Raw genomic sequence first — 26,552 nt, forward strand, 5'->3', positions numbered from 1 at the left:
AGATATAAAATGAGTGACTTATTTGATTTATATGAAGAGCACAAAAATAGTTGAGTTAATTTCAATTTTCGATCATTTAAATATTGCATAAGATGCCTATTAGAACATAGAATTACTGAGAATCATTATCGTTAATTTCATCTGTGCTTGGTTGCTCTATTTACGCTGCTCAATCCTAGTATTTTGGCTACGTAGATTGCTTATACGCATAATAGAGATAATTGTGTTTTGCTTAATAAATTTAGGTTCAATGCTTAGTGAGTACAACGTTAAGCCCCCCTTTATGACTTCATTCATGTGATCTTTATGTCCCTAAGTCAGCTTAAATACCCTATAACCGTTATGTCCCGGTTTTTGATCGCATTTGGCTTAGGCTATTTATGTACATCCATGTTATCAGAACTACTAACCCTTAGTTTTTACCCTCACTTAGCTAAAGCAGAATCCATTTATTTGGCAGCTTTTCTATCTCTTATTTTCTTTATCATTTTTGTCATTTTGAGCTTTTGTGTTCAATCCCTGAAAAAGTTAAGCGCTTCAACTATTTCTCTTTCCCTTTGCTTTTTTCTATTGCTGAAGTTCGTAGGTTAAACCATGCAAAAATCTGTTCGCCAATCAATGGCATGGCTACACTCTTGGCTTGGACTAACACTGGGATGGTTATTATTTGCCATTTTTTTAACAGGTGCTACGACCTATTATCGTCATGAAATAAATTTGTGGATGCAACCGCAATTTGCCACCATACAAGTCAAACAAGACACTGCGATGAAGTCGGCATATCAATACTTACAAAAAATGCTGCAGATGCGCAAAGTTGGTATATCGGCGTAGCTAGTCCGAGTTCACCTGTTAATAAAATCTACTGGCAAAAGGCCGATGGTGGCTACGAAAATAAGACTTTGGATGCGAACACAGGTAAAGAAGTCACCTTGTCTGCAACCCAAGGCGGTGAGTTTTTCTATGGCTTTCACTATCAGCTGTACGGTGTGCCCTATTTTATCGGTAGGCTTTTAGTCACGATTGCTGCCTTCTTAATGTTGATCATCCTCATTTCAGGCATCATCACACACAAAAAGATATTCACCGAATTCTTTACCCTAAGAGCCTTCAAAGGGCAACGTTCGTATCTAGACTTTCACAATGTTACCTCTGTCATTGCTTTACCCTTTTTCCTGACCATTACATTCACTGGTTTAGCCATTTTCTTTTATCTCATTCTTCCCAATGGCATGAAGAAACTTTACCCAGAGCAACCGTTCCAATATTTTGATGAAATTAGAAATATGAGCATCAGCTCTGAGGCTAAACCGACACCTGCTACGATGCATCCAATTGAATACTTCATACAACAATCTGAGCAGCGTTGGGGTAAAACAGAAATTGGCAATATTACAGTCAAACACCCCAATACCAATATCGCTCAAGTGAACTTGGTTGAGTCAACTGACCGAAGCATCACGCGAAACCAAGCCCAACTCAGCTTTAACGGCGAATCTGGTGCCCTGCTCGGTGACACTCAGAATAATAGTGCAATTGCCACGCTCAATAATGGAGTCTATGGTTTACATATGGCACACTTTGCGCAGCCCTTATTACGCTTTGCGTTATTCTTCTCAGGGCTTTTAGGCTGTGCCATGATTGCATCTGGGCTTTTACTCTGGAGCTTAAAACGTCAGCTACAAAATAAAAAACAAAGTTTCCACTTTGGACACTATATGGTTAACCGCTTAAATACGGCTGCCATCATTGGCTTGCCAGTTGCCATGCTCAGTTATCTTTGTGCAAACCGTTTCCTTCAGTTAGAAGCAGGTCAACTCAACTACGAAATCTACGCATTTTTCGGCACTTGGTTACTCAGTTTAGTCATTGCATTGCTCACTCCACAGCAACACCTTTGGAAAACTCAACTGGAAGTCTTCATTTTCCTGACTGTATCTTTGCCTATTTTCAATCTTTACTATTTAATCAGCCACCAGTATGTGCATGACTTGAATGAATATTGGTTATTTTTGCGAGTTGATCTTATGATCGTCATCCTTGCGATATTGGCTATTTTCTTACATCAAAAAGTTCAGCCCATTCAACAAAAAGCTGTACAAAAAATTCAGAAAAAATATGTCAACCCTACGATTCAGGAGTCCAACTCATGATCTACCTGATTGTAGGACTTCTCATCACTTTCGCGTGCTATGTGTTATTTCTGGTGAGCGATAAGCAGCGCCCTAAAACTCAAAAGTCACGTTGGGCCAAGTGTGCGGAACATTATCAAATCTGCCGATATCTGGCTTTTGGTGTACTGTCCACGGCATTAACTTTATTGATTCAATACACGGGTCGCGGTGTGGGAAGTGTCAGTTTATTTGTATTTGCAACCCCTATACTTTTTATACTGATTCTGAGCATCAATGACTTAAAACCCAAAAAACAGCTCAATCTAAGTAAGTATTTACTCTACAACTCACACACTTTTTTATTTCGATCATGAGCCAAATAAAAAGGTGTGTGCAAATATATGAGCCAGAACTATCTCAACGGAATTTTAGAGACTAGGGCCTGTTGACATTTTCTGTTCAAAAAAATAGCGAGAAAGTAAAATTTAATCGCCAAACCAAATTTACTTCTCGCTATGCCTCGTACAATGCTGAATGATCAACACTGGTCTAAGTTACTTTCTATTTTCCGAAATTTTGATATCTATTTCAAATCTAATTTGAGAAATTTTGTCGAAGCAATACTTTATAGAATAAGAACAGGCTGCCCATGGCGTGATTTGCCTAAAGAATTTGGTTCGTATAACTCAATCTTTAAAAAATATAATCGTTGGTGTAAAAATGATAAGTTAATGAAAATATTTAAATTAATTTCTTCAAATGCTGATATGGAATGGGTTTTTATTGATGCTAGTCATGTTCGGGCACACCAACATTCTGCTGGAATAAAAGATCAGGATATTTCTAAAAGCATTGGTGGAAATAGTTCTAAAATACACTTAGCTGTTGATGCGGATGGCAATCCAATCGAAATTATTATCTCCGATGGAACGATACATGATGTCAAGATTGCTCCCAAAATGATTGAAAAACTTGATTTGAGTGAAACGGAAGTATGTTGTGCAGACAAAGGATATGACTCTGAATCATTAAGAGAACAAATATCTGTGAAAAAAACTAAAGCGAATATTCCAAGAAAATCAAATACTCAGTCAAATAATGATCATATGGATTGGTATTTATATAAAATCAGACACTTAGTTGAGAATGCATTTTGTAGGTTAAAGCAGTTCAGAGGAATAGCAACAAGATATGATAAGCTAAAGTGTAGCTATGAGGGGGCAGTTGCATTAGCTTGTATATTTATTTGGCTACCTTTATCGGGTAAATTCTATACTTGAAATGTCAACAGACCCTAATCAAAATCATTTAAGTTGAAGCATCATTTTGGCTGGACACTTTTTATTTCCCTCATTTTCAATTTACTTGTGTTTATTTGTTTCCCAAGCAGCTGGATCCCCACTCAGGTTCACAGTAAAACCTTTGATGAACTCACCGTTGAAATTTAAACAACAGCATCATTTATGGATCGCAAACTGCGCATTGATGGGAGAACCTGTTCAAACACTATGTGACCAGTCATCACATCGTCACCAATTTACGGCAAAGCAGGTCGAGGTTTACTATTTGGAGCGTATTTTTTGGAACCTAAAAAATGCAAAAAAGGAGGCATTTATTCATCAGATCACATTAGCTGATTCACGTCTGCAACACTTAGATATGACCTATAGCACGACCGCAGCGAATTTTGAGCAATAGAAAAAGCATCAGCTAGCCCCTCTTTATGTTATACGAACACTCATAAGTTTTAATCTATTATGGTTACTGATAATTGTAGACATAAAAATAAAAACGCGGCTACAGCTCAAATAATCTTTTCTATATCTCTTTTTAGAATAAGTAAATCAACAATCAAGACAACGACTTATATGAAAACGTCATAAGATATGCACGTTTTTTGATATTTTGGCATATAACAATGTTTGGTCCACTCGAATTTATTCTCGCAGGTGTTTTAGTCGGTTTTTGTGTGGGAATTACTGGTGTAGGTGGTGGTTCATTAATGACACCGATCCTCATTAGCCTTTTCAGAATTGAACCTCACATTGCCATTGGTACAGACTTGCTCTATGCCGCAATTTCAAAATTCTGTGGTTCATTTGTACATGCCAAAAAGCTAAATATTGTGTGGCCAATTGTGCTTTGGCTTGCAATTGGCAGTATTCCTGCTTCCTTTGCAACGCACTGGGTACTCGACAACTATTTGAGCCAGTCTACCCACTACAAAGCCGTGCTCACCATGGTTTTAGGCTTCATGTTGACCATTACAGGTTTATCGATTGTCTTTCGTAATCAAATTGAAAAATTTTTCAACAAACTACGTAAAGATGATCTCCCAGATATGACCGAAGACTTAGAAAAAGTTCAGCTTCAAACCAGCAATAAACGTAAGTACATTGTGATGATGGGTGTGGTTCTTGGGGTCTTCGTGACACTATCATCAGTTGGTGCAGGTGCTTTCGGAATCATGGCTTTGGTCATTATGTTCCCCAACCTACCGATGATTCGTATTATTGGTTCTGACGTTGTACATGCGGTGTTACTTACGTTCGTTGCAGGTATGGGTCACATGACTTCAGGCAACGTGGACTTCCATCTTCTTATGTGGTTATTGGTCGGTTCAATTCCAGCAATTATTATTGGAACACTGATTAGTTCACGCCTTCCTGAAAAAATCATCCGTAAAGTGTTAGGTATTACTCTGTTTGCGCTGGGTGTCAACTTCATGTTGAATCCGATCAAAGCCAAACCAGTGAAGCCAGCCGAAACCTCTCAAGTCATTCAAATTTCAACAGTTAAGAATGCCTCAGTGTAGGCATTCTGATTTAAAATAAACCTAAGATTCATCACTTTTTTTTCAAAGATTCATTCGACTTTTTTATAACCTTTTATCAGCTAAACCGTGTTATATTCAGCTTATAAAGCAACTTAATACGATCGAACCAGTGACGGCAATGAATACTCTACAGTCAAACTCTATTACCCAAAACGACATCGATGACGTGAATTTACAAAGCATTCATCCGCTAGTTACCCCTGCGGAATTAAAAACTGAATTGCCTCTCACTGAGTCTGCATATCAAACTGTACTTCACGGTCGTGAAACGATTCGCAATATTTTAGATGGTAAAGACAAACGCATTTTTGTGGTGATTGGCCCATGTTCAATTCATGACCCAGTTGCTGCTCACGAATACGCAGACCGTTTAAAAGTTTTAAGCGATAAAATTAAAGACTCAATCTATATCGTAATGCGTGTTTATTTTGAAAAACCACGTACCACAGTGGGTTGGAAAGGTCTGATCAATGACCCTGACATGAATGACTCATTCAACATTGAAAAAGGTTTACGCATTGGTCGTAAACTTTTGGTTGAGTTAAATGAAAAAGGCTTGCCATGTGCGACTGAAGCACTCGATCCAAACTCACCACAGTACTACCAAGACTTAATCACTTGGTCAGCGATTGGTGCACGTACCACTGAAAGCCAAACACACCGTGAAATGTCTTCTGGTCTTTCTTCACCCGTAGGTTTCAAAAACGGTACAGACGGTGGCTTAACTGTTGCAACTAATGCCATGCAGTCGGTGAAACATGGTCACCACTTCTTGGGTCTAAACAACCAAGGTCAAGTCTCTGTGATTCGTACTTCAGGTAACCCATACGCACACGTGGTACTTCGTGGTGGTAATGGCAAGCCAAACTACGATGCTGGTTCTGTAGCAGAAGCAGAAGCAGCATTGGCTAAGGCAAAAGTCAGCACCAAAATCATGATTGACACCAGTCATGCAAACTCGAACAAAGACCCGTTCCTTCAACCACTTGTTCTTAAAAATATTACCGAACAAATTATTGATGGAAATAAATCTATTATCGGCATTATGGTTGAAAGTCACCTTAAAGGTGGTCGTCAGGAAATTCCTGAAAACCTATGCGATCTTGAATACGGCAAGTCAGTAACCGATGGTTGTATTGACTGGGATACCACAGAAAAGGTATTACTAGAGATGTACGAAGCACTCAAAGACGTTTTACCGAACCGTTAAGTTTTTAAAACGCCATCTTCGGATGGCGTTTTTCATTCTAAGATTAAGAAATAATTATGAACGCTATTGAAACACACTTAAGCCAAACACTTAACTTTCAATTTATCCACGAGCATTTGTTTACTTCTGGACAACCGACTGCTGAGCAATTACAGCAAATTAAAGAGTATGGCGTAAACACGGTCATCAATCTTGCGCTCAGTAATAGCAATAACTATTTAGCCAATGAAGATCAAATCTGTTTAGAGCTCGGTTTGAACTATATACATGTGCCGATTTCATGGGATACACCGTCTGATGATCAATGCTTATTGGTCTTAGATATGATTGATCATTTGGTTCAAGAACAAACCATTTGGGTCCATTGTTCAGAAAATTATCGAGTCAGTAGTTTAATGTATTTATATCGTCAATATTATATGAATATCGATATGCCAACCGCACATGAAGCCATGCATCAAATTTGGGAACCCAATGACACATGGACAGGTTTGACGCATGCTGTTGCCTTACAACTTCAAGGTCGTAAAGCAACACAAGAATTAAAGCTGGCTATGATCAATCCTGATCATTTTGCATGAGAAATCAGCACTGTTGCTGTAGATAAAATACCTTCCTGACGACCCGTAAAGCCCAGTTTTTCCGTGGTCGTTGCTTTAATGCTAATCTGCGTGATTTCAACATCAAGAACGTCCGCAATGCTTTGGCGCATCGCTAAATTATGCGGTGCCAACTTCGGACGTTCACATGCCACAGTAATGTCTGCATTATTTAACTGATAACCACGATCTAATATGAGTTGATAGACATGTTTGAGTAATACACGACTGTCTGCTCCTTTAAAGCGAGGATCGGTATCGGGAAAATGCTGACCAATATCCCCTAAAGCCAACGCACCCAATAATGCATCTGTTAAAGCATGCAAAACCACATCACCATCTGAATGTGCTTTTAAGCCGTGTGTATGTGGAATTTGAATACCTGCCAGTGTGACAAATTCACCCTCTTCAAAAGCATGTACATCAAGTCCCTGTCCAATTCGAATATGTGCAACCATGCTCAGTTTCCTTTAAGAAATAAATGATTGAAATCTTGTATTCACGCTTTCTCTTTCGCTATAGTTACAAGCAGCGCAACATAGTGAAAGTATAAGCGATCATGCTGTTGAAAACCGACATAAAACTTATGAAAAAATTTAGTATTTTAGTGTGTCTAAGTTGTCTTTGTACCAGCTTTAGTTATGCTCAAGTCATTGACTGTGATGATCCGACTTCATCTAGCCTTAAAAAGATCTGTAGCGATCAATTTAAAGACATTCGACAAAAATTAGACACGCAATCCATGACTGCTTTTTTAATCAGTGATGCGCCGCAGCGTTTATTGGTCGATACCCATCAGCTATGGCTAAACCGCCTACAGCAGTGTAAATCCTTAGCATGCTATCAGCAGCAGATGGACTTCCGAATTGATGATCTGAACTTCTACACATCATTAAATCAAAGTTTGACGCAACACTATTTAAAGTTTGAACATGGGGCCATTGCTAAACAACCTGTGCACCTACAAGTGCATCAGCTGTCTAAAGATAAAATTAAGATTGAAGGTATTGCATATCGTAGCCCCAATAACCGCATAGAAACCCAAACCATTTCGTTTTTGGCCTACACTACACCCGATCAAAAGCAAAATATTACCGATAATGAAAACAACTGCCACTACCAGTTCAACTTTCAAAAAGCCATTCTTTCTGTAAAAAGTGAAAGTAAAGCATGTAATCGTTTTGTTGGCGTGTACCGTGTTTATGACTAAGCCGGCAAACAAATCAAAATAATGGACATCGGGAGGCTAAAGTCGTGCAAGTACTCAAGCAATGCTGCAACCTCCTAGAACAGAAAAAATTGACCATTGCTTTTATCGAAAGTGCCAGTTCAGGTTATCTATCCAGTCAGTTTTCGATTTATAAACATAGCGGAGCAGACATTTTACTCGGTGGACTGGTGAGTTATGACCCCAGTATCAAATGTGAAATTTTAAAGATTGATCCTGCACTTATTCAGCAATATACAGCGGAGTCAATTGAAGTCACTGAAGCTATGGCACTTCAAGGTCATCGACTGTTTGGTCATGCCGATATTATTGTCTCCTGTACAGGTTTGCTCAAACCTGGTGGAAGTGCCACACCTGAGAAACCTGAAGGCACCTTTTACATTGCCATTCATTATCAAAACAGTTTAAGCACTTACCATTATTTACTACTAGGCAGTGCGCTCGAGCGACTTGATCAGCTTACGAAAAACGTAGCTCAAATGGTCATTCAACGTATTCAAAATGCTTAAATCTTTACACTAAATTTAATTTTTCTACATTTAAAACCCTTAAACTGAACCATAATCAATAAAAATGTGAAGCGCTTCATGATGATGAAAATAATCCATCCTCTACTTTTCAGCACCTTATTTTTTTCAAGCCACAGTTTTGCAACTGTAGGGGGACCACAAAATATTGAAGTTTTAGGTCTTGACCAAGCTGATCAAAAAATTTATGTGATGCGACATTATTTAGATGGTCGTGGTCGTTTGCCACAATTGTATTATTATCAACTCAACAGCAAAACACCCTCCAAACTGATTGAAGTAAAGTCTTTATATATCAATCCAAAAACTCAAAAAATTGACTATGATCAAGACAGTCAAAAGTTTGACCGTGACATTGCAAAAATAAAAAAACGACTCAAAGCTTTAACGCCGGTTCCACCCAAACAGGTTAAAATTCAAGTCATTAGTAAAAAGACTTCAAAAGAACCCTCTTGGTATGACCCTAAAGTCTCCATCCTGAAGTTTAGCTATCAATATCAAGTGAAATACAGCAATTTGAAAAGTCCAGCTCACAAAGCGGTAGACTATAAAAATGGGCTGCGCATTTCGCAAAGTTATAAAGTTCCTAATCAACAAAAAGCGTTGGTAACTGTTCAATATCTCGGAATTCCTTTTGAAACAGGTTATAACATTGAAGATCCTATACTTCTCACCCGATAAAAAATAAGGTCTCAAATTATAAAAATGAGACCTTATTTAGATCATGTGTTATCGCGTTATGCGGCAGCACGCTCCTCAATCGGTACAACTTTACGCAGCTCAGGCCCAGTATAGTCCGCACTTGGGCGAATAATACGGTTGTCTGCGCGTTGTTCCATCACATGCGCTGCCCAACCTGTGACACGGCTCATCACGAAGATTGGTGTGAATAATTTGGTCGCAATATCCATGAAGTGGTAAGCCGATGCATGGAAGAAGTCTGCGTTAAAGAATAATTTCTTTTCACGCCACATCACTTCTTCACAACGTACTGATACTGGGTACAGGACCGTGTCACCGACATCTTTCGCTAAGCGCTCTGACCAAATTTTGATGATGCCATTACGTGGGTCGTTGTCTTTGTAGATTGCATGTCCAAAGCCCATGATCTTTTCTTTACGTTCTAATTTGCCCAGCATTTCTCGCTCAGCTTCTTCAGGGGACGTCCAGTTCTCAATCATTTCCATCGCAGCTTCGTTTGCTCCACCGTGTAATGGACCACGCAGTGAACCAATTGCACCAGTAATACATGAATGCATATCGGATAAGGTGGATGCGCATATCAGTGTTGAAATTGCATTACTGTCTTCTACAGCAGCTATTATGTCTGCCGTTTCCCCTGAAAAAGCAACCGCAGCTGGAGCTATTGAGGGTATGGCTTATGAGCTCGGGGCTGGTTTGGGAGTTGCTATTTTTGGATTGTTACTTTCATTATTCTATGCCCAAGCTATTGTTTTACCAGAGATGCTACCTGCAAATATGCTTACTGAGGCAAGCTCTTCAATTGGTGAAGCGATCTCACTGCTTCGACATTTGGACCCAGCGTTGATGCAAGAGCTTAAACAAGCAGCTTCAGACGCTTTTATTCATTCACATAGTAAAGTGCTCACTATTTCAGGTGTGATGTTTTTAATTCTCTCTATCTTTGTTTGGCGAGCTTTACCAGATAAAGTGAAATCTACTGATTCCTAAATTATATATAATATTCAATAATTTATAGTTAAGAATAACGGAGCTTTATGCAATAGATTGCATAAAGCTTCATTTAACTTATCAGCACGGCTTGATAACTTAAAATTTTAAATGATGAATAGTCTCTAAAGTTTTAGACATGAGTTATTTATAGATTTTCAATTACATTTAGTATTATGACATTTTCAATATTTTTAGGGTCGTATTTGATTTTTACGCTTTTTCCAACGGCATATTTTGCAGTATCACTTTTTCTCATGATCACTTTAAATTTATCAGTGAGAATTTCATTTCCATCGATGTTGAGACGCAACTGCATAAAAAATAGCGGTTGATATTGAAATTTAATAAGAGAATCTAAGTAATAAACAATTTCAGCCTCTGTCTCTTTGCCTCTTATAGATCTACAGATCTTATAGTAAATATCTTTTAATAATATTTTCCAGAACACTAATATTACAAGCCCGCCAATTATAAACGAGAAAAAAATGAGTAACGGATTCACCGAATAAGCCCTCATAGAGACCAAACTTACCTTAGCCAATCTCTATATTAAAAAGACATTTAGGAAATATGAGATTGATTCAGATGGTCATAAGTCAGAATTAAAACCTTCAAAATGAAATTCAATGACAAGACAACATTATAAGTATGTAAGCTTTCTGATTTTTTAATTGCTTACATAGTGCTTACAAGAAATTAACTATAAAAAAACCACTTAGGATTAATACACCTAAGTGTTTGATATATATGGTGGGCCCAGACGTTACCATACTCAATTTTAAGTATATGTTTCATATATATTTATTATTATTGAATGAAATATGATACAAACTCGGATACATACATTATTTATGTTATTTTTTTGTAATTATTTTCATTTAATTTCCCCGCAAACCGAATTACATTTTTTCAGGCTAGTTAATTAAATAACATTTACATTAGACTTCTTGCGTTAGTCAAAATTTAAACAGCAGCAAGCTATATTTTAGAAGGTTTAGCTGATTCAAAAATTAGGTATAAGCATACTTTTACAAGAGATCTAATGTATAGGATCTTTAAACCAAATCCTCGCTTACAGAAACACTCTCGTCTAAACGATACATTTCATCATCTATAATAGCTACTTTTGTAAACTCCCCCCAAAAATCTACAGTTGATGCATCGTATGACTCGACTTCCCATCTAGAACCGTCATCTAAAACAACCACTCTGCCCTCGTATTTAATCTCGTGTATATCACCGACTTTGTGCTGTCCCATCCCAAATAAACGTAAGCCCCACTGTAATATAGCCTGCTGTTCAGATTCAGAAAGACTATAAATACCAGATGCCGCAATTTCCTCAGCTCTCATTAACTTTTCTATTTCAAAATTCATATTTACCACCATTGTTAAAATTTACTTAAGACTTAATGATCTCTTTCACTGTGATTTTCACATCACCACTTGGCAAAGATAAGGTTGTACTGTCATCTATCGTTAGTCCCATTAATGCTTGACCTAAGGGACTATTAACATGTGTAATACCTTCCTGGAAATTGTTAAGATTATTAGAAATCTTAACATTCATTATTTTTTCAGGATGCCTACTATCCAAATATCTCACCAGATCACCCGCCTCTATTATTTCAATAATATTATCGTGTGATTCATTTTCTGTTTCAAATTCAAGTAAATATTGCTTCTCAATATTAATGCTTGTTGGCCGTGTTATTTGGGTATTAATAGTATCTTGTATATCAACAGCCGGTTTTAATACTCTCAATTTTTCCAACAAAATTTGCATTTGTTCTTGCGAATTTTTAAACCAGTCTGTTGACCAAATCCGATGTATATTCCAACCCAAACTTTCTAGAATTTGTTGGCGTAAACGATCACGATCTCTACTAGATTTTGCAGAATGATAAGTTGCACCATCGCACTCAACTGCTAACAAATATTCTCCTGGATTAGCTGGATTTTTGACAGCAAGATCTAAAAAGTATCCTGCAACACCAAGTTGAGGTTCACATTCATATCCATGCTTCTCAAGCGCTTTAATGACTGCTATTTCAAAGTCACTATCAGGTGCTTTACCAGTTACTTTTTCTTCATGTAAAAAACCAGTTTCGCAGTATCTTAAGAATGCCTTTAATGCAGTTACACCTTTACTACTTGATTCAGATGATAAAATATCAGATGAATTCATAGATGAAATTACATGCATTCTCTTCTTTGAACGGGTAAACAGTACATTGAGTCGTCTCCAACCTGAACTTTGGTTAATCGGACCAAATCTTTGAAATACTTTACCCCCAACCTGTGACGGCCCATAAGTCATGGATATGACAATAACATCTCTTTCATCACCTTGGACATTTTCAAGATTCTTAACAAATACAGGTTCATGAGATTTCATTTTTTTATCATAAAGATCCTGCAACCTAGAATCTTTTGATAGTCTGAGTTCTAATTGACTTTCGATTTCATCCCGTTGCTGACTATTCATCGCAACTATACCAATTGACTCTTCTTTATCTTGAAGAATTAATTCACATACTTCATCTACAACACTTTGTGCTTCTTTATAGTTTCGCCCTGAATCAAATATGCCAGATGCCTTCTTATATCGGATACCAAGTTCTGGAGAACTTTGAATAGGTGATGGGAACAAAACAAGGTCAGAGTCATAAAAGTATTTATTAGAGAAGGCAATTAATGATTGATGACGCGAGCGATAATGCCAACGTAAACGCCTCTTCTTAAACATTGAGACTGAATCTAAGATACTTTCAGCATCCTCTACTCCAACAAGTTCATCTTCATTTGCATCGTCAAAGTTAACTGATGTGCTGAAAAAGCTTGTAGGTGGTAATTGTTTTGGATCACCGACAATAATTGCACTTTTGCCTCTAGCTAATGCTCCAATCGCATCTTCTGGCAAAATTTGAGATGCTTCATCCATCACAACCAAATCAAAATCAAAAAGTCCTGGCTTTAAGTACTGAGCAACAGACATAGGACTCATCATGAAACATGGTTTTAATGCTTGAATTGATTTAGGTGCTCTTTCTAGCAAAGACCGAATTGGAATATGTCTTGTTTTTTTTGAAACCTCTTTTGCAATTAATGAATATTCTGTTAAATCAGATACTCTACCATAAGCAATCCCTACAGGAACATCGACTGATGAGGCATTACAAGCAATCTGCTTTCTTTGTAATACTAGTAATTCATTATCATAATTCTGAAAATTACTAACCATAGTCGATAATTCTATACCGTTATATTTTTGAATCAGTGTATCTGTATTAATAATATGCTTTGCTAAAGAACTATATAAAGATAGTTGCACCACGTCAGCAACTGAATACCTCTCTAATTCGGCATTTTCCAACTTTTTAATAATAGACTTCCTTCATAAATCATTTTTCAATCAATTTAATTGTTTATCTTTCACCCAATCTAAATTGTATATGCCAGCAAGTAAATTAAACCGCAGGTTTAATCTTTTACGACGATTTCTATATACACAAGATAAAATCTTAAAACATTTCATCCTTCCAAATACATGCTCTACTTGAATTCGTCTACGACCAATCTCTCTATTTAACTTTTTTAATTCAGAATCTAGTTTTTCAGTTTTCTTTGCTTTAGATGGCATGAGGCATCCAAAACCCAATTTCTTTATCCCTAAATACCCCTTATCAACAATAAAAAAGGGCTTAAATTTTAATTTCCTCATGCTTTTTTTAAATATTTTAAAATCATGCATGCTTCCATGACTTCCACATACACTCAGTATTTCACCTGTTGTATAGTGCATAGATAGCTGAAATTTAAAGGTATGTCGCTTTTTTTACCGCTATACCATTTCTTCTGTTTTTTTTGGACGTTGAACTAATATTTCAGTTGCATCAATCACAACAACTTCCCAATCCACTTCATCTCGATTAGGAAGTTGTTTTGACAAGTTAAATTTTCCAGAACGGATTAAGGTATCTTCAATAACACGTGTGATACGAATTGCACTCGTTTCAGATACACCGTAACTCATACCAAGATGGAAAAATGTTCGATATTCTCTCCAATATTCTATACATAAGAGCAAACGATCTTCCAACGGTAATTTATGCGGTCGTCCTTTACCAATATGACGAGGTAAATGCTTATTTAGCTCGGCCAACATGAGGTTAAATGTAGCCCAACTAACACCGGTAAGCCTACGAAACTTAACGTCTGATAATTTTTGAATATCTTTGAATTTCATCCAAGGATTATCTCTTGAATTAAATAATTTTGCTGATTAATTTAAGATCAAATAAATTGTACGTTTTTTGATTTATGACGGAAGTCTAATGCATCTTAAACCAGAATTTTCAGCTTTATTCTTAATAGTATGGTAATTACTCCATGTAAATAACCAGTCTTCATTCTCTAAAGCTAAATTATTTCTTTTTATCGTTTCAATAAAAGAATTTTTAAGCTGATTGGTCCAATTTGCTTCAACATTAGAATGCTCTTCAAATTGTTTTCTTCTTATTCCTTCATTTTTGAAATGATGAGAGATTTCATCTAAAGATTTTTTTAATCTTTGATAACTTTCCTTATCTGATATCTTAGATAGTTTCTCTCTTAAAATTCCGAATGAATCAGAAATTATATTTAAAAGCTTAAGAGTCTTTTGAGCGCGATTTAGTTCAGCAACATTAATTTCCCCTTTTAAATCATCAAAGTTCCATTCTTTAGACAATTGAGGATAATTTTTTCTAATTTCATTAAATCGAGTTACTTTTACTACATTAGCATCAAATAAAATTAATTCATTTTCAATACGAGCTAATGAAGATTTTTTATCAATAATAAAGGGCCCAAGTTTTAACTTTAATTCTTTAAGAGAAATTAATGTACGAGAAATCTCACTTTCATCATCAATAATTTCGTGGACGTTTCTCAAATAACTAATTTTACTTGCATATAAAGTAGAAAAGCCCTGCAGTAAATTCAATAAATCTTTAATCTTAGGTGCAACTTTACGATCATATTCTTCAATGATAGATTTTACTAAGTGGCTCTCTAATCTTAAGATAGCAGAACCTATCTTCACCTTCTCATCAAAACCAATACCATATTCATGACGAACGCCTTTGTACCAATCACGCAATGTTTTAATATCATTTAATGGCGTATTAACTCCATCATACATATGATTTAATATTTTATATTTATCATTCAATTTATTTGCAGAATCAATACCTTTCTTAAAATCTATTAATTTAGAAAAATTATTTTGTATTTCAATAAGTGGAGTACCTTCATTTTTACTGATACCTAATATAAATTTTCGAGCGCTCCACCAACGCATCGTAAAATATTTAAAAAATCCACCTATACATATATTTTTGTAATTTATCTCTAAGTCTTCCACACTAGGCAAGATCTCTAATTTGTACAGTCTTTGACAATCTTGATAGTTTTGATGCAACTGTTTAAATATTGGTTCAAAATCAACTATAAACTGATCAATACTAGATTCATCAAATATTTCATTTCTATGTTTTAGAAGATCAAATGGCAACCCTTTTAAATGTCCTACCAGTATCTCCATAGCTTTAAAATTTTCTTCTGAATATCCAAACACCTTCTTAAGTTCAGAAGGTATATTCTTTTCAATTAGTTCAATATCAGGCTTTAAATCCAACAAAGCAGTCTTAATTTTTTCTAGTTGGTGTATCGCTTCATCTATATCTTCTAAAGTGATACTTTTATCAAATGCTTTGCTTTCATTTATCAAATTCCTAATGATTTCAACTTCACGAGAATTTGACTCTCCAAGATATTCTTTGTTAATTACCGCAACAATTACTCTGTAGTTTTTATTAATTTCATCATACAAATTAATGTATTCAGATAGCAAACTAATATTATCGATTTGATCATTAATTAAATGATAAGATATTTCCTCATCAAAATTTGGTAATTCTTTTGCATTATTAGTTACTCTTTCAACTAATTCTAAATTCACATCATCACAAAAAAAAAGCTCAGAAAATAAACGTTGTATTACTGTTAATTCATAGTTCCACTCTTTAAGAAATTTCACAATTTCTGCTTTTTCAGAATCAATTAAGTTTACCTTATTAACCCCAAACCAATAGTGTTTATATATCTCCTTGTCAGGGCATTGATCTCGAGTTTGTATAAATGAATTTTCTAACAACTTCCCCCAATCAATATAGCTTTGGATATCATCCTGATTTAATGTAATCAAATTTAAATTATCGATTAATACATCTTCAGGATTTATATCCAATAAATTCTTGAAGTAAGTTGCTTTTGTTAAAATTTCATGTGCTGTATATTTCGTCTCTCCCCACTCTTTATTAATTCTTTTTACATATTGATTTAAATAATTTTTACTTAACTCAAGTTTGTTTTTTGTGATTTGTATTTCATGTATTTTAGCATTGTGCTCCAATTGCTTATATTGTTCATTTAAGTCATGTAATATTTTTAACTTATTAGACTTATGACTATGTAATTCTAAACAGAATCCACCTAATCCAGCTTTATCTAGTCTATCTTTTACTACATTTAATGCAGCCATTTTTTCAGCAACAAAAAGTACTTTCTTGCCATCATTGATTGCTGCAGCAATTAAATTTGTAATTGTTTGAGATTTACCAGATCCTGGAGGACCTTCAATAACTAAGTTTTCCCCCTTTACGGCATCGATTAAAGCACTATGTTGAGAACTATCAGCATCGTAAATGATTGGGAATTTTTCATGGATATCTTCTATATCATCAATTTCATATTCAGAGTCGAAACTATGAGACTGACTTTCTTTGGCCACCTTACTAAATAATTGTTGAATAACTGGATGATCTTCTATTGAATACCCTTTAGGCCAATTCGTAGGATCAAGATCCTGATACATTGCTTGCTTAGAAAAATTTAGCAAGCACATACAGACCTTGCGTTTAATACTCCAACCTACTTCATGAGACAAAATATTTTTTTCAATTAAGTCAAAATAATCTTCTGGCGTACTTTCTTCATCCAATAAAGGCAATTCTAAGCCAAATTCATTTTTTAACTTTTCATGTAATGTAACGTTACTTAATAATCCTTCATCTGACATAGATAATTCAAAATTATCATAGCCCCCATGTTTTGTTTTTGGCTTTTTTTCAATTTTTACAGGTAGAGTGAAAAGTGGAGCTAACCGTTTCAGATTTGAATCTTTACTTTCAGTCCATTCTAAAAAACCAATCGCAATATATAAAACATTCGAACCTGTTTCATTTATGAATGATTCGGCTTGTTGTCTAATATATTTAACTCGAGTTTCTAAGTCCTTTGGATAAAGTAAACTCTGTAAAACATGTGTATTTTCAGGTTTTGATGAATTACTCGTATAATTGTGACTCAATTCAAAACTAATCTCATAACCTAAATGCTTTGCCCAAGATTCAACACTTGGTCCGTGATCTTTAATACCACTACCATTCTTTTCCTCCACCCCATAGTAGCTCTTGAGCTCTGCATCTAATGGTTTAGGAATTGGTAGTAGATCTATTATTTTTCTGTCATTTAATGCTTTGAATATAGAGTTTGGTGTAGTTTCAATGAACTGAAGGCACTTACCACGTGGAAACTTATAATTTAACAGCGAATTTCTTGAACTTAAATCCAATAGTCTCTTACGAATCGACTCCAATGAATCATATGCAAATGTTGCTGTACCCTCGGTCATTTAGTCTAAAAACCTCTAAAATTCAAAAAAATATTTTTACATTGCTCTTTTATGATAATAATTTAGCATTTTTTTAATAGTTGATAAACCTGTATCGCTAAATGATCATTTCACTCTACGCTGGCGTTTTTCTCAAACTGGATCTTTGGCCTCTCATCTCATTTTCTGTCATGGTCACCTCGATTTGGCTCATAGTAGTTTGGGGATATCGGGGGGCTTGTGAACCTGATCAGAAGAGGTGGATCAGGAAATTTGAACAACACTTATAAGTGATATTTTGCTCCCCAAATGATGTTATAAACATCAATATATGGAGTATTTTATGGCACGTAGACCAAGAAGAAATCATTCAAATGATTTTAAAGCTAAGGTAGCACTTGCTGCGATTAAAGCAGAAAAAACACTTGCTGAATTGAGTGCTGAATTTGATGTTCATCAAAACCAAATTATCGACTGGAAAAATCAACTGATTTCAGCTTCCTCGCAAGCTTTCGATCAATCAAAAGCTCCAACAGAACCACCCATCGATCTAAAAAAACTACATGCAAAAATCGGTGAGCAGGCATTAGAAATTGATTTTTTAGAAGGTGTGTTGAAGAAACTGGGCCGCTTCAACCACAAAAGTTAATCGATGACTCACTTCAGATTTCAGTATCTAAGCAAGCTCAGCTGCTGAAAGTCTCCCGTGGTTGTTATTACTATCGCCCAAAACCTGTGAGTGCATCAGATCTGAAGCTGATGCGGTGTATGGATGAGTTACATATGCAATACCCTTTTGCAGGTAGCCGGATGATGCGTGATTTGTTGAATCGTCAAGGACATCATATAGGACGACGTCATACACGTACTTTAATGAAGAAAATGGGCATTAATGCGTTATATTGCAAACCAAATTTAAGCCAGGCTAATCAAGCTCACCGCAAATATCCATATCTGCTCAAAGGATTGGCTATTCAGCGCAGTAATCAAGTGTGGTCTACGGATATAACGTATATCCCTATGGCAAAAGGCTTTGTTTATTTATGTGCTGTGATTGATTGGCATAGCCGCAAGGTACTTGCGCATAGAGTATCGATTAGTATGGAGGTTACATTTTGCATAGAAACATTAAATGAAGCTATTGAAAAATATGGTCGACCTGAAATATTTAATACAGACCAAGGCAGTCAGTTTACCAGTGATGCATTTATTGATGTATTGAAATCAAATGGCATTCAAATCAGTATGGATGGTAAAGGTCGATGGGTTGATAATGTGATGGTTGAACGATTATGGCGGAGCGTTAAATATGAAGAGGTGTATCTCAAAGCCTACAGCAATGTTTTGGATGCGAAGAAGCAATTAGGGTCTGTTGACACTTACTGTTCATAATTAACCCTATAACGGTAGCCATAAAAATATACAGGCTAAGGCAACAGAACTTTGATAATTTCTTTTGAGCTTGTCATATCGAGTAGCTATTCCTCTAAATTGCTTTAATCTACAAAACATATTTTCAACTAAATGCCTGATTTTATATAAATACCAGTCCATATGGTCATTGTTCGATTGGCTATTCGTTTTCTTTGGTATATTCGCTTTAGTCCCTGTTTTCCTGATCTGTTCACGCAGTGGTTCTGAATCATAGCCTTTATCTGCGCATACCACTTTTGTCTCTTTTAAATCTAATGTTGATATTAAATCAGGCGCAACTTTAACATCATGTGTGGTTCCATCGGTAATCATGAAATCAATAGGATTACCATGTGCATCAACAATCAAATGTATTTTTGAGGAGTTTCCTCCTACACTTTTAGAAATAGATTGATTCGCTATGCCGGCAGAATGTTGATGAGCACGTACATGAGAGCCATCAATAAAAATCCATTCCATATCGGGGCATGAGGCTAGTAATTTGAATAATCTAAGTAACTTACCGCTGCTTGACCAACGATTAAAACGTTTGAAAATAGAGTTTGAATGACCAAAACAAGAAGGAATATCTCGCCACGGACAACCTGTTCTAATTCTATAGAGAATAGCTTCAATAAAATTGCGTAAATTTGAGTTGTGGTGAATGGATAAATTACGCAGAATAACTTTCAACTTTTGCCAGTGTTGATCTGTCAGCATGGTACGAGGCATAGCGAATAGTAAAATTGGGTTTGGTGATTTGATTTTACTACTTCGCTATTTTTTTAAGCTAAAAGTGTCAACACACCCTAAACGCATATTTTGAATTTTATAATTTGAAACGACCTCATTCGAGTCTGGACAAAATGACTCCAGATGAGTTTTACTATGACCAGCTACCACAACAAAATAAGGTAGCTTAACTAGAGCAGAGTATCACTTATAAATAAGCTTTTAGTTGTTCAAACATGTGGGACCACCTCTTCTGCAGCATCAATAACAATGAATAGCTGCTTATTTTCATTAGAGAACCTTTCAGAAACCTGCTTTAATCTAAACAAAAATGCCTTTATATACTCGCTAGGACCAGCACTGGTTGTTGGTATTAGTGGATGACATAAGCCTAATCCAGCTAATTCATTTGCAATTTGAACTAACGCGATTTTATGTGTATGTCTCGCTGATGAAGATTGTCTGTAGTCACCATTACCAAAGCAGTCATAGACAATCGACAATGATCCAGAAGGGATATAGTTGTGTATTTGTGTACTTAATATTGATTTACCTACACCACCTTCAGCCTGAATAATAAATTTTTGACTATGTGATTCATTAATAGTATCTATTAGTGTTCTTACGATAGGTCTATCTACGATATTTTCTAACTGTTTGATTAAGTTTTTTACAGGGAATAAATCATCTGGATTTGTTTTAAGTGCCCGGAGTACATCGTATCGTGTAATTTCAGGTGTGTCTTTGTTTTCACTAAGTGCTTTGCGATGGATTAGTTCTTTTAATTCATTAGGAGCATTAACATCATCTCCAGGTAGATAGTAGGCAATATCTTGAGCAAGAATCTCCCTCTGAGCTATATAGTTGGGCTCTTGTGATGGAAATTTTACTAGCTTAATAAAATCTTCTAAATCTTTGCCCTTTAAATTAGTGTACAGCTCTAATTTTTCCAAATTAGTTGGTTTAGTAACTTTTCCAATTTCTTGTAGTTCGCAAATTGACTTGTAAAAGTCTTTACTTATTGCTCTATTAGAAATGAAATGGAATTCTAATTTTTTTAAAACCTCCTGTTTATTTTCAATAGTTAAAAATTTTTGATATCTTTTTGCAAAACCTTTTAGAGTTTTCTCTAAGTCACTTGGTTGAAATCTATCTTCCTCATGTACAGTAGTGTGTTTGAGTTGAGAGTAAATAATCTTAGAGGCTTCTGAAAACTTGTTTGATCCATAGTATTCACCTACATCTACAATTTCTTCACCCTCCTCAATTTCTTTTTGAAACTCAGACTTACTGGGACCTTCAATAGTTAGAACGTCTAATCCTGATAGTGGATTTAAAAGAAGAAGAGCTTTTCTAGCAGCCCATAAATAATGAAAATAATCACCATCTCTACTTGCTCTAACTAAATCTGCATTTCCCATTATTTTACCTATTTTACCCAATAATATTTTGCAAAAAAAATACTTATAATTTTGTCAATTCACTAAAAATTTTGTTCATGGATTAAAATTTTAAGTACCATAAATTAGTAAAAAAATTTATATCAATTAAAGTGTTGAGTAGCTACGAGATTGGAAATACCACCATTCATAAATGCATTCCAAACTTGGTCAATTTTGCTTTTAATTTCGCCTGTAATCACTTAGAAGACTCCCGAATCTCTTTGATATCTATTGTGTTGGATTTGAATGAGAAATGCTATGGGGAAATAATGGGATACGACATCATTTGACCTTCGCAGATGTTTATTCTTAGGTAAAAAATATTAAACTGAATAATCTAAAAAGTTGATTTTGAAATAGTAGATCTCTTTCATAAATCAAAAAACGATCTTCTTTTTGGTTAATATTTGCACTCCAGATTTCTTAGCATTCGTGCATAATCTGCGGATGAAATACATCGATTCAAACAAGCTTTCTGATCCTCAGTTCAAGCGATACACAGGCATCTCATGGTCAACTTTCTATTTGATGGTTGAGCAATTGCAAAAGCATGTCCCTGCCAAAGGCAGACCGCCCAAGTTAAGCCTGGAGGATCAGGTTCTGCTCTGTCTGAGCTATTGGCGGGAATACCGAACCTTATTTCACGTTGCGACGAGTTACGGGGTTTCAGAGCCCACAGCCTCAAGAATTGTCCGTCATGTTGAAGACTGCCTGATTCGGTCCAATCTGTTTAATTTACCCAAAGATTTACCCGAGGGCGAAGGCATCGACTGGAATGTTGTGATCGTGGATGCCACGGAAATTCCAATCCAAAGGCCTAAAAAAACAGAAGAAAAGCTATAGCGGCAAGAAAAAGACCCATACCTTTAAAGTACAGGCCATGATTCACTACAAAACTCAGCAAATTCTGAGTTTATGTACCAGTCGCGGTGCAGTGCATGATTTCGAGTTGTTCAAACGCAATTTAAACCAGATTCCTTTTGGGGCTTTTATCCTTGCAGATAAAGGCTATCAGGGGATTTATGTGTTGTATCCGAATAGCCTGTTGCCATTAAAAGCCAAAAGACACTGTAAATTGGATCCTGAATTGAAAATCTATAATCAAGAAATCAATAAAAGAAGAATCGGAATTGAGAATGTATTTGGCAGCCTGAAAACCTTCAAAATCCTTGCTGAGCGTTATCGAAATAGAGGTAAAAGGCTTGGTTTGAGATTCAATTTAATCGCTGGAATTTACAACTTGGAACTGAGCAAAAAATGATTTATGAAAGAGGTCTAGTATGAAGATTGAACCTAAGATAATAATATTTGATGCTTTTGGTACGCTTGTAAAAATTGGTACAAGCCGATCACCATATCGTAAATTAATGAAATGGCTAAAAACTAATGGGAGAAAACCAAGCCCTAACGATGCAAGTATCATCATGTCAAAAGCTGTCGATATTGCACAATTAGCTCTGCATTTTGGACAAGTAATTCCTAAACATCTTTTAAATGAGATCAATGATGATCTTCAATTTAAGTTAAATACGATTGAACTCTTTGAAGATACGATACCTACGCTACAAATTTAAAAAAAACATGGTTTTAAAATTGCGCTTTGTTCCAATTTAGCACTGCCTTACGGTGAACGACTTAAAACACTTTTGCCTAGCCTATTTGATGTCGTTGTTTTTAGTTATGAAGTCGCAGCGATAAAGCCTGAGCAGCAAATTTACGAGGTGATTAAGGCACATTTCGACTGTGTAATGTCAGAAATGTTATTTATTGGAGATCACCCAGTTTTAGATGTGGAAAAACCGATTTCATTAGGAATGAATGCACGCTTGATTCAACGTGTTAAAGGGGAACAGCTGTCGGATGTAATAGGTGATTTAACCTCCCGGAAGTTGTGTGATTCATAGACACCTATTATATTGAAATGATGTCTATGAATCACACATATGAGTAACATTTATTTAAGTAAGATTACTCATTCAAATGTTGTTTAAGAGCTGATTAAATTCATCTTTAACTTTCAAATATTGCATTTGCTTTTCTTGCAGTAATGCGAGCTCACGCTCAAGATCTAACTGCTCAACTTCAATATGGACATCAAAATATTCGGCACAGTGTAAGCTATATTTATTGGCTTTGACCTGTTGGATACTGACATCTTTTGACCACTCAGTCTCTTGATCAACCGAGAGCAGTTCCTTTATTTTCTCTGCATCATTCAGGCTTAAATGAAGCTTTCTACGCTGACGCTCACCAAAACTTCGAGCATCGACTAAACGAATGGTCTCTTTAACTTTGGCTTTATTCAAAATAAGTAAACTCATTTCAATATTTGAATCAGCCAACATACCAGCCGGTAGTAAAACAACAGCCTCCACCCAGTTCAATTGAACCAATTTTTCTCGAAGTTCTGCATCATACCCACCTCTGAATAGCCAGCCAGGGATAATCTGAAGATATGCTTTACCATGTGCATTTAGGTTGTACAGAGCTTGCTGAATCCATAAACTTTCAGATGCACTACTAGGAATACGAGCAGCAATAAACAATTCTTTTAAATAATTTTGTCCAGCTACAAAGGATTCAGACACCCTCATGTTAATCGGTGGCGTACTAACTACCACATCGACCCCAAGGCTTGAAGTACCATCACTTAATGAATCTGACTGCTGAATATCTGCCTCTTTCTCACTTAACGCATAAAGCAGTTTTGCCATCCCTACCGTTGCTTCATTGATATCACGTAATATGGGCTTTTGAGTATTAAGCTCGTGTGCTAATAATCCTAGACCACATGCCCCATCGTAAAGTTTTTTATCCTCTACTGAGCCAACGACCACTTTAAAAACATTGAGGATATTTTGTGAATCAATATTAAACATGTCCCAATTTTTATTTGAATTAAGTGCAAAAGCTTTTAATACTTCAAAAGCTTTTTCACCATAATTTTGATTATTCGGACACTCTTCCCGCAGGCTTAAAAACACCTGAACAATATTCACAAGCTGATTGGCGTTCCAACGAATTACATCCTTTGAAAACCAGTGTAATTCTTTTTCCGCTACAAAATCAGAAATAAAAGTTGAGATGTTATCTTGTGTGGATAACAGAATATTTTCACTTTCATCTTTATGCTGTTTTACAAGATAAGCAATCAAAGTAAATAGCTCTAATGCATCACTACGTGTCATCGTGCCTGTCATAGTCGATAAGGCATCTAAATATTCGACTGTATTTTTCATTTTTAATTTCCTATTTAGGCCATCAACTTTTGAAAAGCGGCATTGGTTGCTTTAATTTGTTGAACTTTCAGTTGCTCTATTGCATGCAAGACTTGATTATTTTTGTGAAATACTTCTGCCAATTTATGCTGTATGCCTAAGTCTGGTACTGAAATTTCAATATCCTTTAGACTACTCACAGGAATATTCATAATCGTCGTACCTTTATTCAGACTATTGAGTACTGCTTGACCATATTCACTGTTTAAGAAAACAGTTAAAAATTCTGGTAAAGCAACTTCCGAATCTACCTTGATGACTAGACATGTTGCAGGAGCAAATAAATTTAATTTTTCCTGTTCCGCAGTCACAATTGAAGCTCGTAGATTTGTGCCCTTTGATAAAAAAACAATGTCACCTTCTTTTAATTTCTTTTTTTCAATAAGCTCCTCATCGACAAATACTGTTTTCGTTGTACGAGTATTTACATCCAGAGAACCTTTATCGTTTAGGCTTTGACCTGTCAATAAACTGACTTGGATTAAATTCTCTTCATGAGTATCATTGAATTTATTGATTCCAACTGTAATACTTGAACATATTTCATTTAGTTTCACAATTACTCCAAATATAGTTTTAACAAAACTATTTTTAAATTTCCTTAAGCAAATAGTAGCTCTCGCAAACCACTTTGTAAATAGTTTTATTAAAACTTTTTTTAATTAAAGCAAGAAAACTTCTTAATCGATAGCTTAAATATTGAAATGTCGAGTAAGCAGTAACCTTAACTTAACAACTTCAATTATGAGCTGAAGTAAATATATCCATTATTTTTTGCTTGAACGTACGCCCACTCAGCCACCTTATGTGAGCGTTCTTTATCGGTCAGAAATCCCAACACAGAAATTCGATCCACAATAATCAAATCCTGTTCTTCATTACGCTCTTGCCACTTATGCAAAAACTCATCTGATGCCAGTAAATTACTTTTCTTAGAATTACAACTTGAATCAGCAAGTACAAAGTTGTGCCCTGTGTCAGATGGATACATAGACCATGGAATGAAATGATCAACGGCGTAATTGCCATTGCGCATCGGTTTATTGCAGTAGAAGCATTTATAGTCTTGTAGGTCGACCAATACATTTGCTACCGCATTCAACTGGTTTCTACTCGGCTCAAACATGAATTGTTCAAGATTCGGCAACTGATTCAAAATAGATGCATTGCTGCTGTTCTTACGGATATAGTCAATCCAACGTTTCTGGCAAAGCTCTTCGATGATTTCACTGAACTGTCGTAAGCAAAACATGACTTGCGGTAGAAGAATAAGTTGCTTTCCACACCGATCAAGCTGATATAAAAACTCAAAATTTTGACCATTTATGTTTTGTAGATAACGGACTGGCATGTCTTTTACAGTACGAGCCACATCTTTAACGAGCTTTAACCACACAAATGAATCTCGTCTTAACAGTCCAAGGGATGAGTAACTCTGACGAAGCCCAATGATTCGATTTACAATCGCTGCTTGCTTACCATTATTCTGATTTAAAATCAGCTGCCCTTCATCATTAAAGGTATAGGGTACTGCTTGCTTCCAATACAGCTCGATAAACTTCTCAGCGATATCCGTATATTCGAGTAATAGACTCTCACCTGAATCTTCACCTTTTTCAATAGCTAATCGGCTTAGGCTAATCAGCAATGCAAATTTATAGGTGCTACTAAAACTACCCGACTGTAAAATCAGCTGAATATTTTTTAGAAATTTAAGTTGTTCTTGTGCAGTAGGTATATGCACATTAATCCTCTACTAAAT

At 35.7% G+C, this 26,552-nt stretch carries 23 protein-coding genes and 5 pseudogenes; 15 read left to right on the forward strand and 13 right to left on the reverse strand.

Annotated features, from left to right (window positions below; translation table 11 throughout):
• Window positions 1-594 precede the first annotated feature (594 nt).
• From HUK62_RS09460 to HUK62_RS09490, 7 genes and pseudogenes are all read left to right on the forward strand, one after another.
• Window positions 595-2,153 (forward strand): annotated as a pseudogene (locus HUK62_RS09460) (PepSY-associated TM helix domain-containing protein).
• Window positions 2,150-2,488, forward strand: a complete 339-nt coding sequence (locus HUK62_RS09465) for a hypothetical protein (protein ID WP_176537729.1) — start codon at window positions 2,150-2,152, stop codon at window positions 2,486-2,488. The pseudogene HUK62_RS09460 and the gene HUK62_RS09465 overlap by 4 nt, the downstream one beginning before the upstream one ends.
• 141 nt (window positions 2,489-2,629) lie before the next feature.
• Window positions 2,630-3,394: an IS5 family transposase gene (locus HUK62_RS09470; protein ID WP_078426309.1), complete on the forward strand. Its 765-nt coding sequence runs from the start codon at window positions 2,630-2,632 to the stop codon at window positions 3,392-3,394.
• Between the two features lie 157 nt (window positions 3,395-3,551).
• Window positions 3,552-3,812 carry a hypothetical protein gene (locus tag HUK62_RS09475; protein WP_228723676.1) on the forward strand — a complete coding sequence of 87 codons (261 nt, stop codon included), beginning with the start codon at window positions 3,552-3,554 and terminating at the stop codon, window positions 3,810-3,812.
• A gap of 220 nt (window positions 3,813-4,032) precedes the next feature.
• Complete coding sequence (locus HUK62_RS09480) at window positions 4,033-4,929, forward strand: sulfite exporter TauE/SafE family protein (protein ID WP_176537730.1); 897 nt, start codon at window positions 4,033-4,035, stop codon at window positions 4,927-4,929.
• Between the two features lie 139 nt (window positions 4,930-5,068).
• Window positions 5,069-6,160, forward strand: coding sequence for a 3-deoxy-7-phosphoheptulonate synthase (locus tag HUK62_RS09485; RefSeq protein WP_176537731.1), 1,092 nt, complete (start codon window positions 5,069-5,071; stop codon window positions 6,158-6,160).
• 56 nt (window positions 6,161-6,216) lie between these two features.
• A complete protein-coding gene (locus HUK62_RS09490) occupies window positions 6,217-6,741 on the forward strand; it encodes a protein tyrosine phosphatase family protein (protein WP_004693352.1) in 525 nt (174 codons plus the stop codon).
• Here HUK62_RS09490 and ispF read toward each other — a convergent pair.
• Window positions 6,729-7,217: a 2-C-methyl-D-erythritol 2,4-cyclodiphosphate synthase gene (gene ispF, locus HUK62_RS09495; protein WP_004979990.1), complete on the reverse strand. Its 489-nt coding sequence runs from the start codon at window positions 7,215-7,217 to the stop codon at window positions 6,729-6,731. The two genes, HUK62_RS09490 and ispF, sit on opposite strands and share 13 nt — an antisense overlap.
• Window positions 7,218-7,318: 101 nt before the next feature.
• On the opposite strand from ispF, the gene HUK62_RS09500 reads away from it, so the two are divergent.
• From HUK62_RS09500 to HUK62_RS09510, 3 genes are all read left to right on the forward strand, one after another.
• Window positions 7,319-7,969: a hypothetical protein gene (locus HUK62_RS09500; protein ID WP_171355065.1), complete on the forward strand. Its 651-nt coding sequence runs from the start codon at window positions 7,319-7,321 to the stop codon at window positions 7,967-7,969.
• A gap of 44 nt (window positions 7,970-8,013) precedes the next feature.
• The gene (locus HUK62_RS09505) at window positions 8,014-8,496 is read left to right on the forward strand and encodes a CinA family protein (RefSeq protein ID WP_114837011.1); all 483 of its coding nucleotides are present in this window, start codon (window positions 8,014-8,016) and stop codon (window positions 8,494-8,496) included.
• Between the two features lie 78 nt (window positions 8,497-8,574).
• Window positions 8,575-9,195 (forward strand): aminotransferase, encoded by a 621-nt coding sequence (locus tag HUK62_RS09510; protein WP_176537732.1) that lies wholly within the window; start codon window positions 8,575-8,577, stop codon window positions 9,193-9,195.
• Window positions 9,196-9,251: 56 nt separating this feature from the next.
• Here the strand turns inward: HUK62_RS09510 and HUK62_RS09515 are convergent.
• Window positions 9,252-9,797 (reverse strand): annotated as a pseudogene (locus tag HUK62_RS09515) (citrate/2-methylcitrate synthase); the annotation flags it as partial.
• Between HUK62_RS09515 and HUK62_RS09520 the strand changes: the two are divergent.
• A pseudogene (locus HUK62_RS09520) lies at window positions 9,796-10,206 on the forward strand (MFS transporter); the annotation flags it as partial. The pseudogenes HUK62_RS09515 and HUK62_RS09520 sit on opposite strands and share 2 nt — an antisense overlap.
• Window positions 10,207-10,354: 148 nt before the next feature.
• Here HUK62_RS09520 and HUK62_RS09525 read toward each other — a convergent pair.
• From HUK62_RS09525 to HUK62_RS09550, 6 genes are all read right to left on the reverse strand, one after another.
• Window positions 10,355-10,711 carry a hypothetical protein gene (locus HUK62_RS09525; RefSeq protein ID WP_146857163.1) on the reverse strand — a complete coding sequence of 119 codons (357 nt, stop codon included), beginning with the start codon at window positions 10,709-10,711 and terminating at the stop codon, window positions 10,355-10,357.
• Between the two features lie 553 nt (window positions 10,712-11,264).
• A complete protein-coding gene (locus HUK62_RS09530; RefSeq protein ID WP_127801373.1) occupies window positions 11,265-11,585 on the reverse strand; it encodes a hypothetical protein in 321 nt (106 codons plus the stop codon).
• A gap of 25 nt (window positions 11,586-11,610) precedes the next feature.
• On the reverse strand, window positions 11,611-13,584 hold the full coding sequence (locus tag HUK62_RS09535; protein ID WP_176537733.1) for an AAA domain-containing protein: 1,974 nt from the start codon (window positions 13,582-13,584) through the stop codon (window positions 11,611-11,613).
• 39 nt (window positions 13,585-13,623) lie between these two features.
• Complete coding sequence (locus HUK62_RS09540; protein ID WP_079270576.1) at window positions 13,624-14,013, reverse strand: transposase family protein; 390 nt, start codon at window positions 14,011-14,013, stop codon at window positions 13,624-13,626.
• Between the two features lie 39 nt (window positions 14,014-14,052).
• Window positions 14,053-14,457: a transposase family protein gene (locus HUK62_RS09545; protein WP_099475598.1), complete on the reverse strand. Its 405-nt coding sequence runs from the start codon at window positions 14,455-14,457 to the stop codon at window positions 14,053-14,055.
• A gap of 72 nt (window positions 14,458-14,529) precedes the next feature.
• Entirely contained in the window at window positions 14,530-17,946 is a 3,417-nt protein-coding gene (locus HUK62_RS09550) for a DUF4011 domain-containing protein (protein WP_176537734.1), read from the reverse strand.
• Between the two features lie 310 nt (window positions 17,947-18,256).
• Between HUK62_RS09550 and HUK62_RS09555 the strand changes: the two are divergent.
• A pseudogene (locus HUK62_RS09555) lies at window positions 18,257-19,290 on the forward strand (IS3 family transposase); the annotation flags it as partial.
• 33 nt (window positions 19,291-19,323) lie between these two features.
• Here the strand turns inward: HUK62_RS09555 and HUK62_RS09560 are convergent.
• A complete protein-coding gene (locus HUK62_RS09560; protein WP_005262957.1) occupies window positions 19,324-20,070 on the reverse strand; it encodes an IS5-like element ISAba31 family transposase in 747 nt (248 codons plus the stop codon).
• A gap of 230 nt (window positions 20,071-20,300) precedes the next feature.
• A complete protein-coding gene (locus HUK62_RS09570; RefSeq protein WP_228723677.1) occupies window positions 20,301-21,491 on the reverse strand; it encodes a hypothetical protein in 1,191 nt (396 codons plus the stop codon).
• 468 nt (window positions 21,492-21,959) lie between these two features.
• Between HUK62_RS09570 and HUK62_RS09575 the strand changes: the two genes are divergently transcribed.
• The 3 genes and pseudogenes from HUK62_RS09575 to HUK62_RS09585 all read left to right on the forward strand — a co-directional run bounded on the left by HUK62_RS09575 (window position 21,960) and on the right by HUK62_RS09585 (window position 23,416).
• Window positions 21,960-22,355, forward strand: a complete 396-nt coding sequence (locus HUK62_RS09575) for a transposase family protein (RefSeq protein ID WP_171327174.1) — start codon at window positions 21,960-21,962, stop codon at window positions 22,353-22,355.
• On the forward strand, window positions 22,303-22,773 hold the full coding sequence (locus HUK62_RS09580; RefSeq protein ID WP_104794874.1) for a transposase family protein: 471 nt from the start codon (window positions 22,303-22,305) through the stop codon (window positions 22,771-22,773). The genes HUK62_RS09575 and HUK62_RS09580 overlap by 53 nt, the downstream gene beginning before the upstream one ends.
• A gap of 19 nt (window positions 22,774-22,792) precedes the next feature.
• Window positions 22,793-23,416: pseudogene (locus HUK62_RS09585) on the forward strand (HAD-IA family hydrolase).
• A gap of 72 nt (window positions 23,417-23,488) precedes the next feature.
• On the opposite strand, the gene HUK62_RS09590 reads toward HUK62_RS09585, so the two are convergent.
• The 3 genes from HUK62_RS09590 to HUK62_RS09600 form a co-directional block, all read right to left on the reverse strand.
• Entirely contained in the window at window positions 23,489-24,751 is a 1,263-nt protein-coding gene (locus HUK62_RS09590) for an N-6 DNA methylase (protein WP_104794876.1), read from the reverse strand.
• Between the two features lie 14 nt (window positions 24,752-24,765).
• Entirely contained in the window at window positions 24,766-25,347 is a 582-nt protein-coding gene (locus tag HUK62_RS09595; protein ID WP_171327150.1) for a restriction endonuclease subunit S, read from the reverse strand.
• A gap of 185 nt (window positions 25,348-25,532) precedes the next feature.
• Entirely contained in the window at window positions 25,533-26,540 is a 1,008-nt protein-coding gene (locus tag HUK62_RS09600; RefSeq protein ID WP_176538468.1) for an HNH endonuclease signature motif containing protein, read from the reverse strand.
• Window positions 26,541-26,552: the final 12 nt, after the last annotated feature.

Origin of the sequence: Acinetobacter sp. NEB 394 (assembly GCF_013374795.1) — a bacterium.
Lineage (GTDB): Bacteria > Pseudomonadota > Gammaproteobacteria > Pseudomonadales > Moraxellaceae > Acinetobacter > Acinetobacter johnsonii.

What these genes read in the sequence shown, in the direction of transcription:
- HUK62_RS09580 (WP_104794874.1), top strand. Translation starts at nt 22,303, where the DNA reads ATGCCACGGAAATTCCAATCCAAAGGCCTAAAAAAACAGAAGAAAAGC.
- HUK62_RS09490 (WP_004693352.1), top strand. Translation starts at nt 6,217, where the DNA reads ATGAACGCTATTGAAACACACTTAAGCCAAACACTTAACTTTCAATTT.
- HUK62_RS09570 (WP_228723677.1), bottom strand. Translation starts at nt 21,491, where the DNA reads ATGGGAAATGCAGATTTAGTTAGAGCAAGTAGAGATGGTGATTATTTT.
- HUK62_RS09575 (WP_171327174.1), top strand. Translation starts at nt 21,960, where the DNA reads ATGAAATACATCGATTCAAACAAGCTTTCTGATCCTCAGTTCAAGCGA.
- HUK62_RS09480 (WP_176537730.1), top strand. Translation starts at nt 4,033, where the DNA reads ATGTTTGGTCCACTCGAATTTATTCTCGCAGGTGTTTTAGTCGGTTTT.
- HUK62_RS09530 (WP_127801373.1), bottom strand. Translation starts at nt 11,585, where the DNA reads ATGAATTTTGAAATAGAAAAGTTAATGAGAGCTGAGGAAATTGCGGCA.
- HUK62_RS09500 (WP_171355065.1), top strand. Translation starts at nt 7,319, where the DNA reads ATGCTGTTGAAAACCGACATAAAACTTATGAAAAAATTTAGTATTTTA.
- HUK62_RS09560 (WP_005262957.1), bottom strand. Translation starts at nt 20,070, where the DNA reads ATGCCTCGTACCATGCTGACAGATCAACACTGGCAAAAGTTGAAAGTT.
- HUK62_RS09510 (WP_176537732.1), top strand. Translation starts at nt 8,575, where the DNA reads ATGATGATGAAAATAATCCATCCTCTACTTTTCAGCACCTTATTTTTT.
- HUK62_RS09465 (WP_176537729.1), top strand. Translation starts at nt 2,150, where the DNA reads ATGATCTACCTGATTGTAGGACTTCTCATCACTTTCGCGTGCTATGTG.
- HUK62_RS09540 (WP_079270576.1), bottom strand. Translation starts at nt 14,013, where the DNA reads ATGCACTATACAACAGGTGAAATACTGAGTGTATGTGGAAGTCATGGA.
- HUK62_RS09550 (WP_176537734.1), bottom strand. Translation starts at nt 17,946, where the DNA reads ATGACCGAGGGTACAGCAACATTTGCATATGATTCATTGGAGTCGATT.
- ispF (WP_004979990.1), bottom strand. Translation starts at nt 7,217, where the DNA reads ATGGTTGCACATATTCGAATTGGACAGGGACTTGATGTACATGCTTTT.
- HUK62_RS09485 (WP_176537731.1), top strand. Translation starts at nt 5,069, where the DNA reads ATGAATACTCTACAGTCAAACTCTATTACCCAAAACGACATCGATGAC.
- HUK62_RS09545 (WP_099475598.1), bottom strand. Translation starts at nt 14,457, where the DNA reads ATGAAATTCAAAGATATTCAAAAATTATCAGACGTTAAGTTTCGTAGG.
- HUK62_RS09590 (WP_104794876.1), bottom strand. Translation starts at nt 24,751, where the DNA reads ATGAAAAATACAGTCGAATATTTAGATGCCTTATCGACTATGACAGGC.
- HUK62_RS09470 (WP_078426309.1), top strand. Translation starts at nt 2,630, where the DNA reads ATGCCTCGTACAATGCTGAATGATCAACACTGGTCTAAGTTACTTTCT.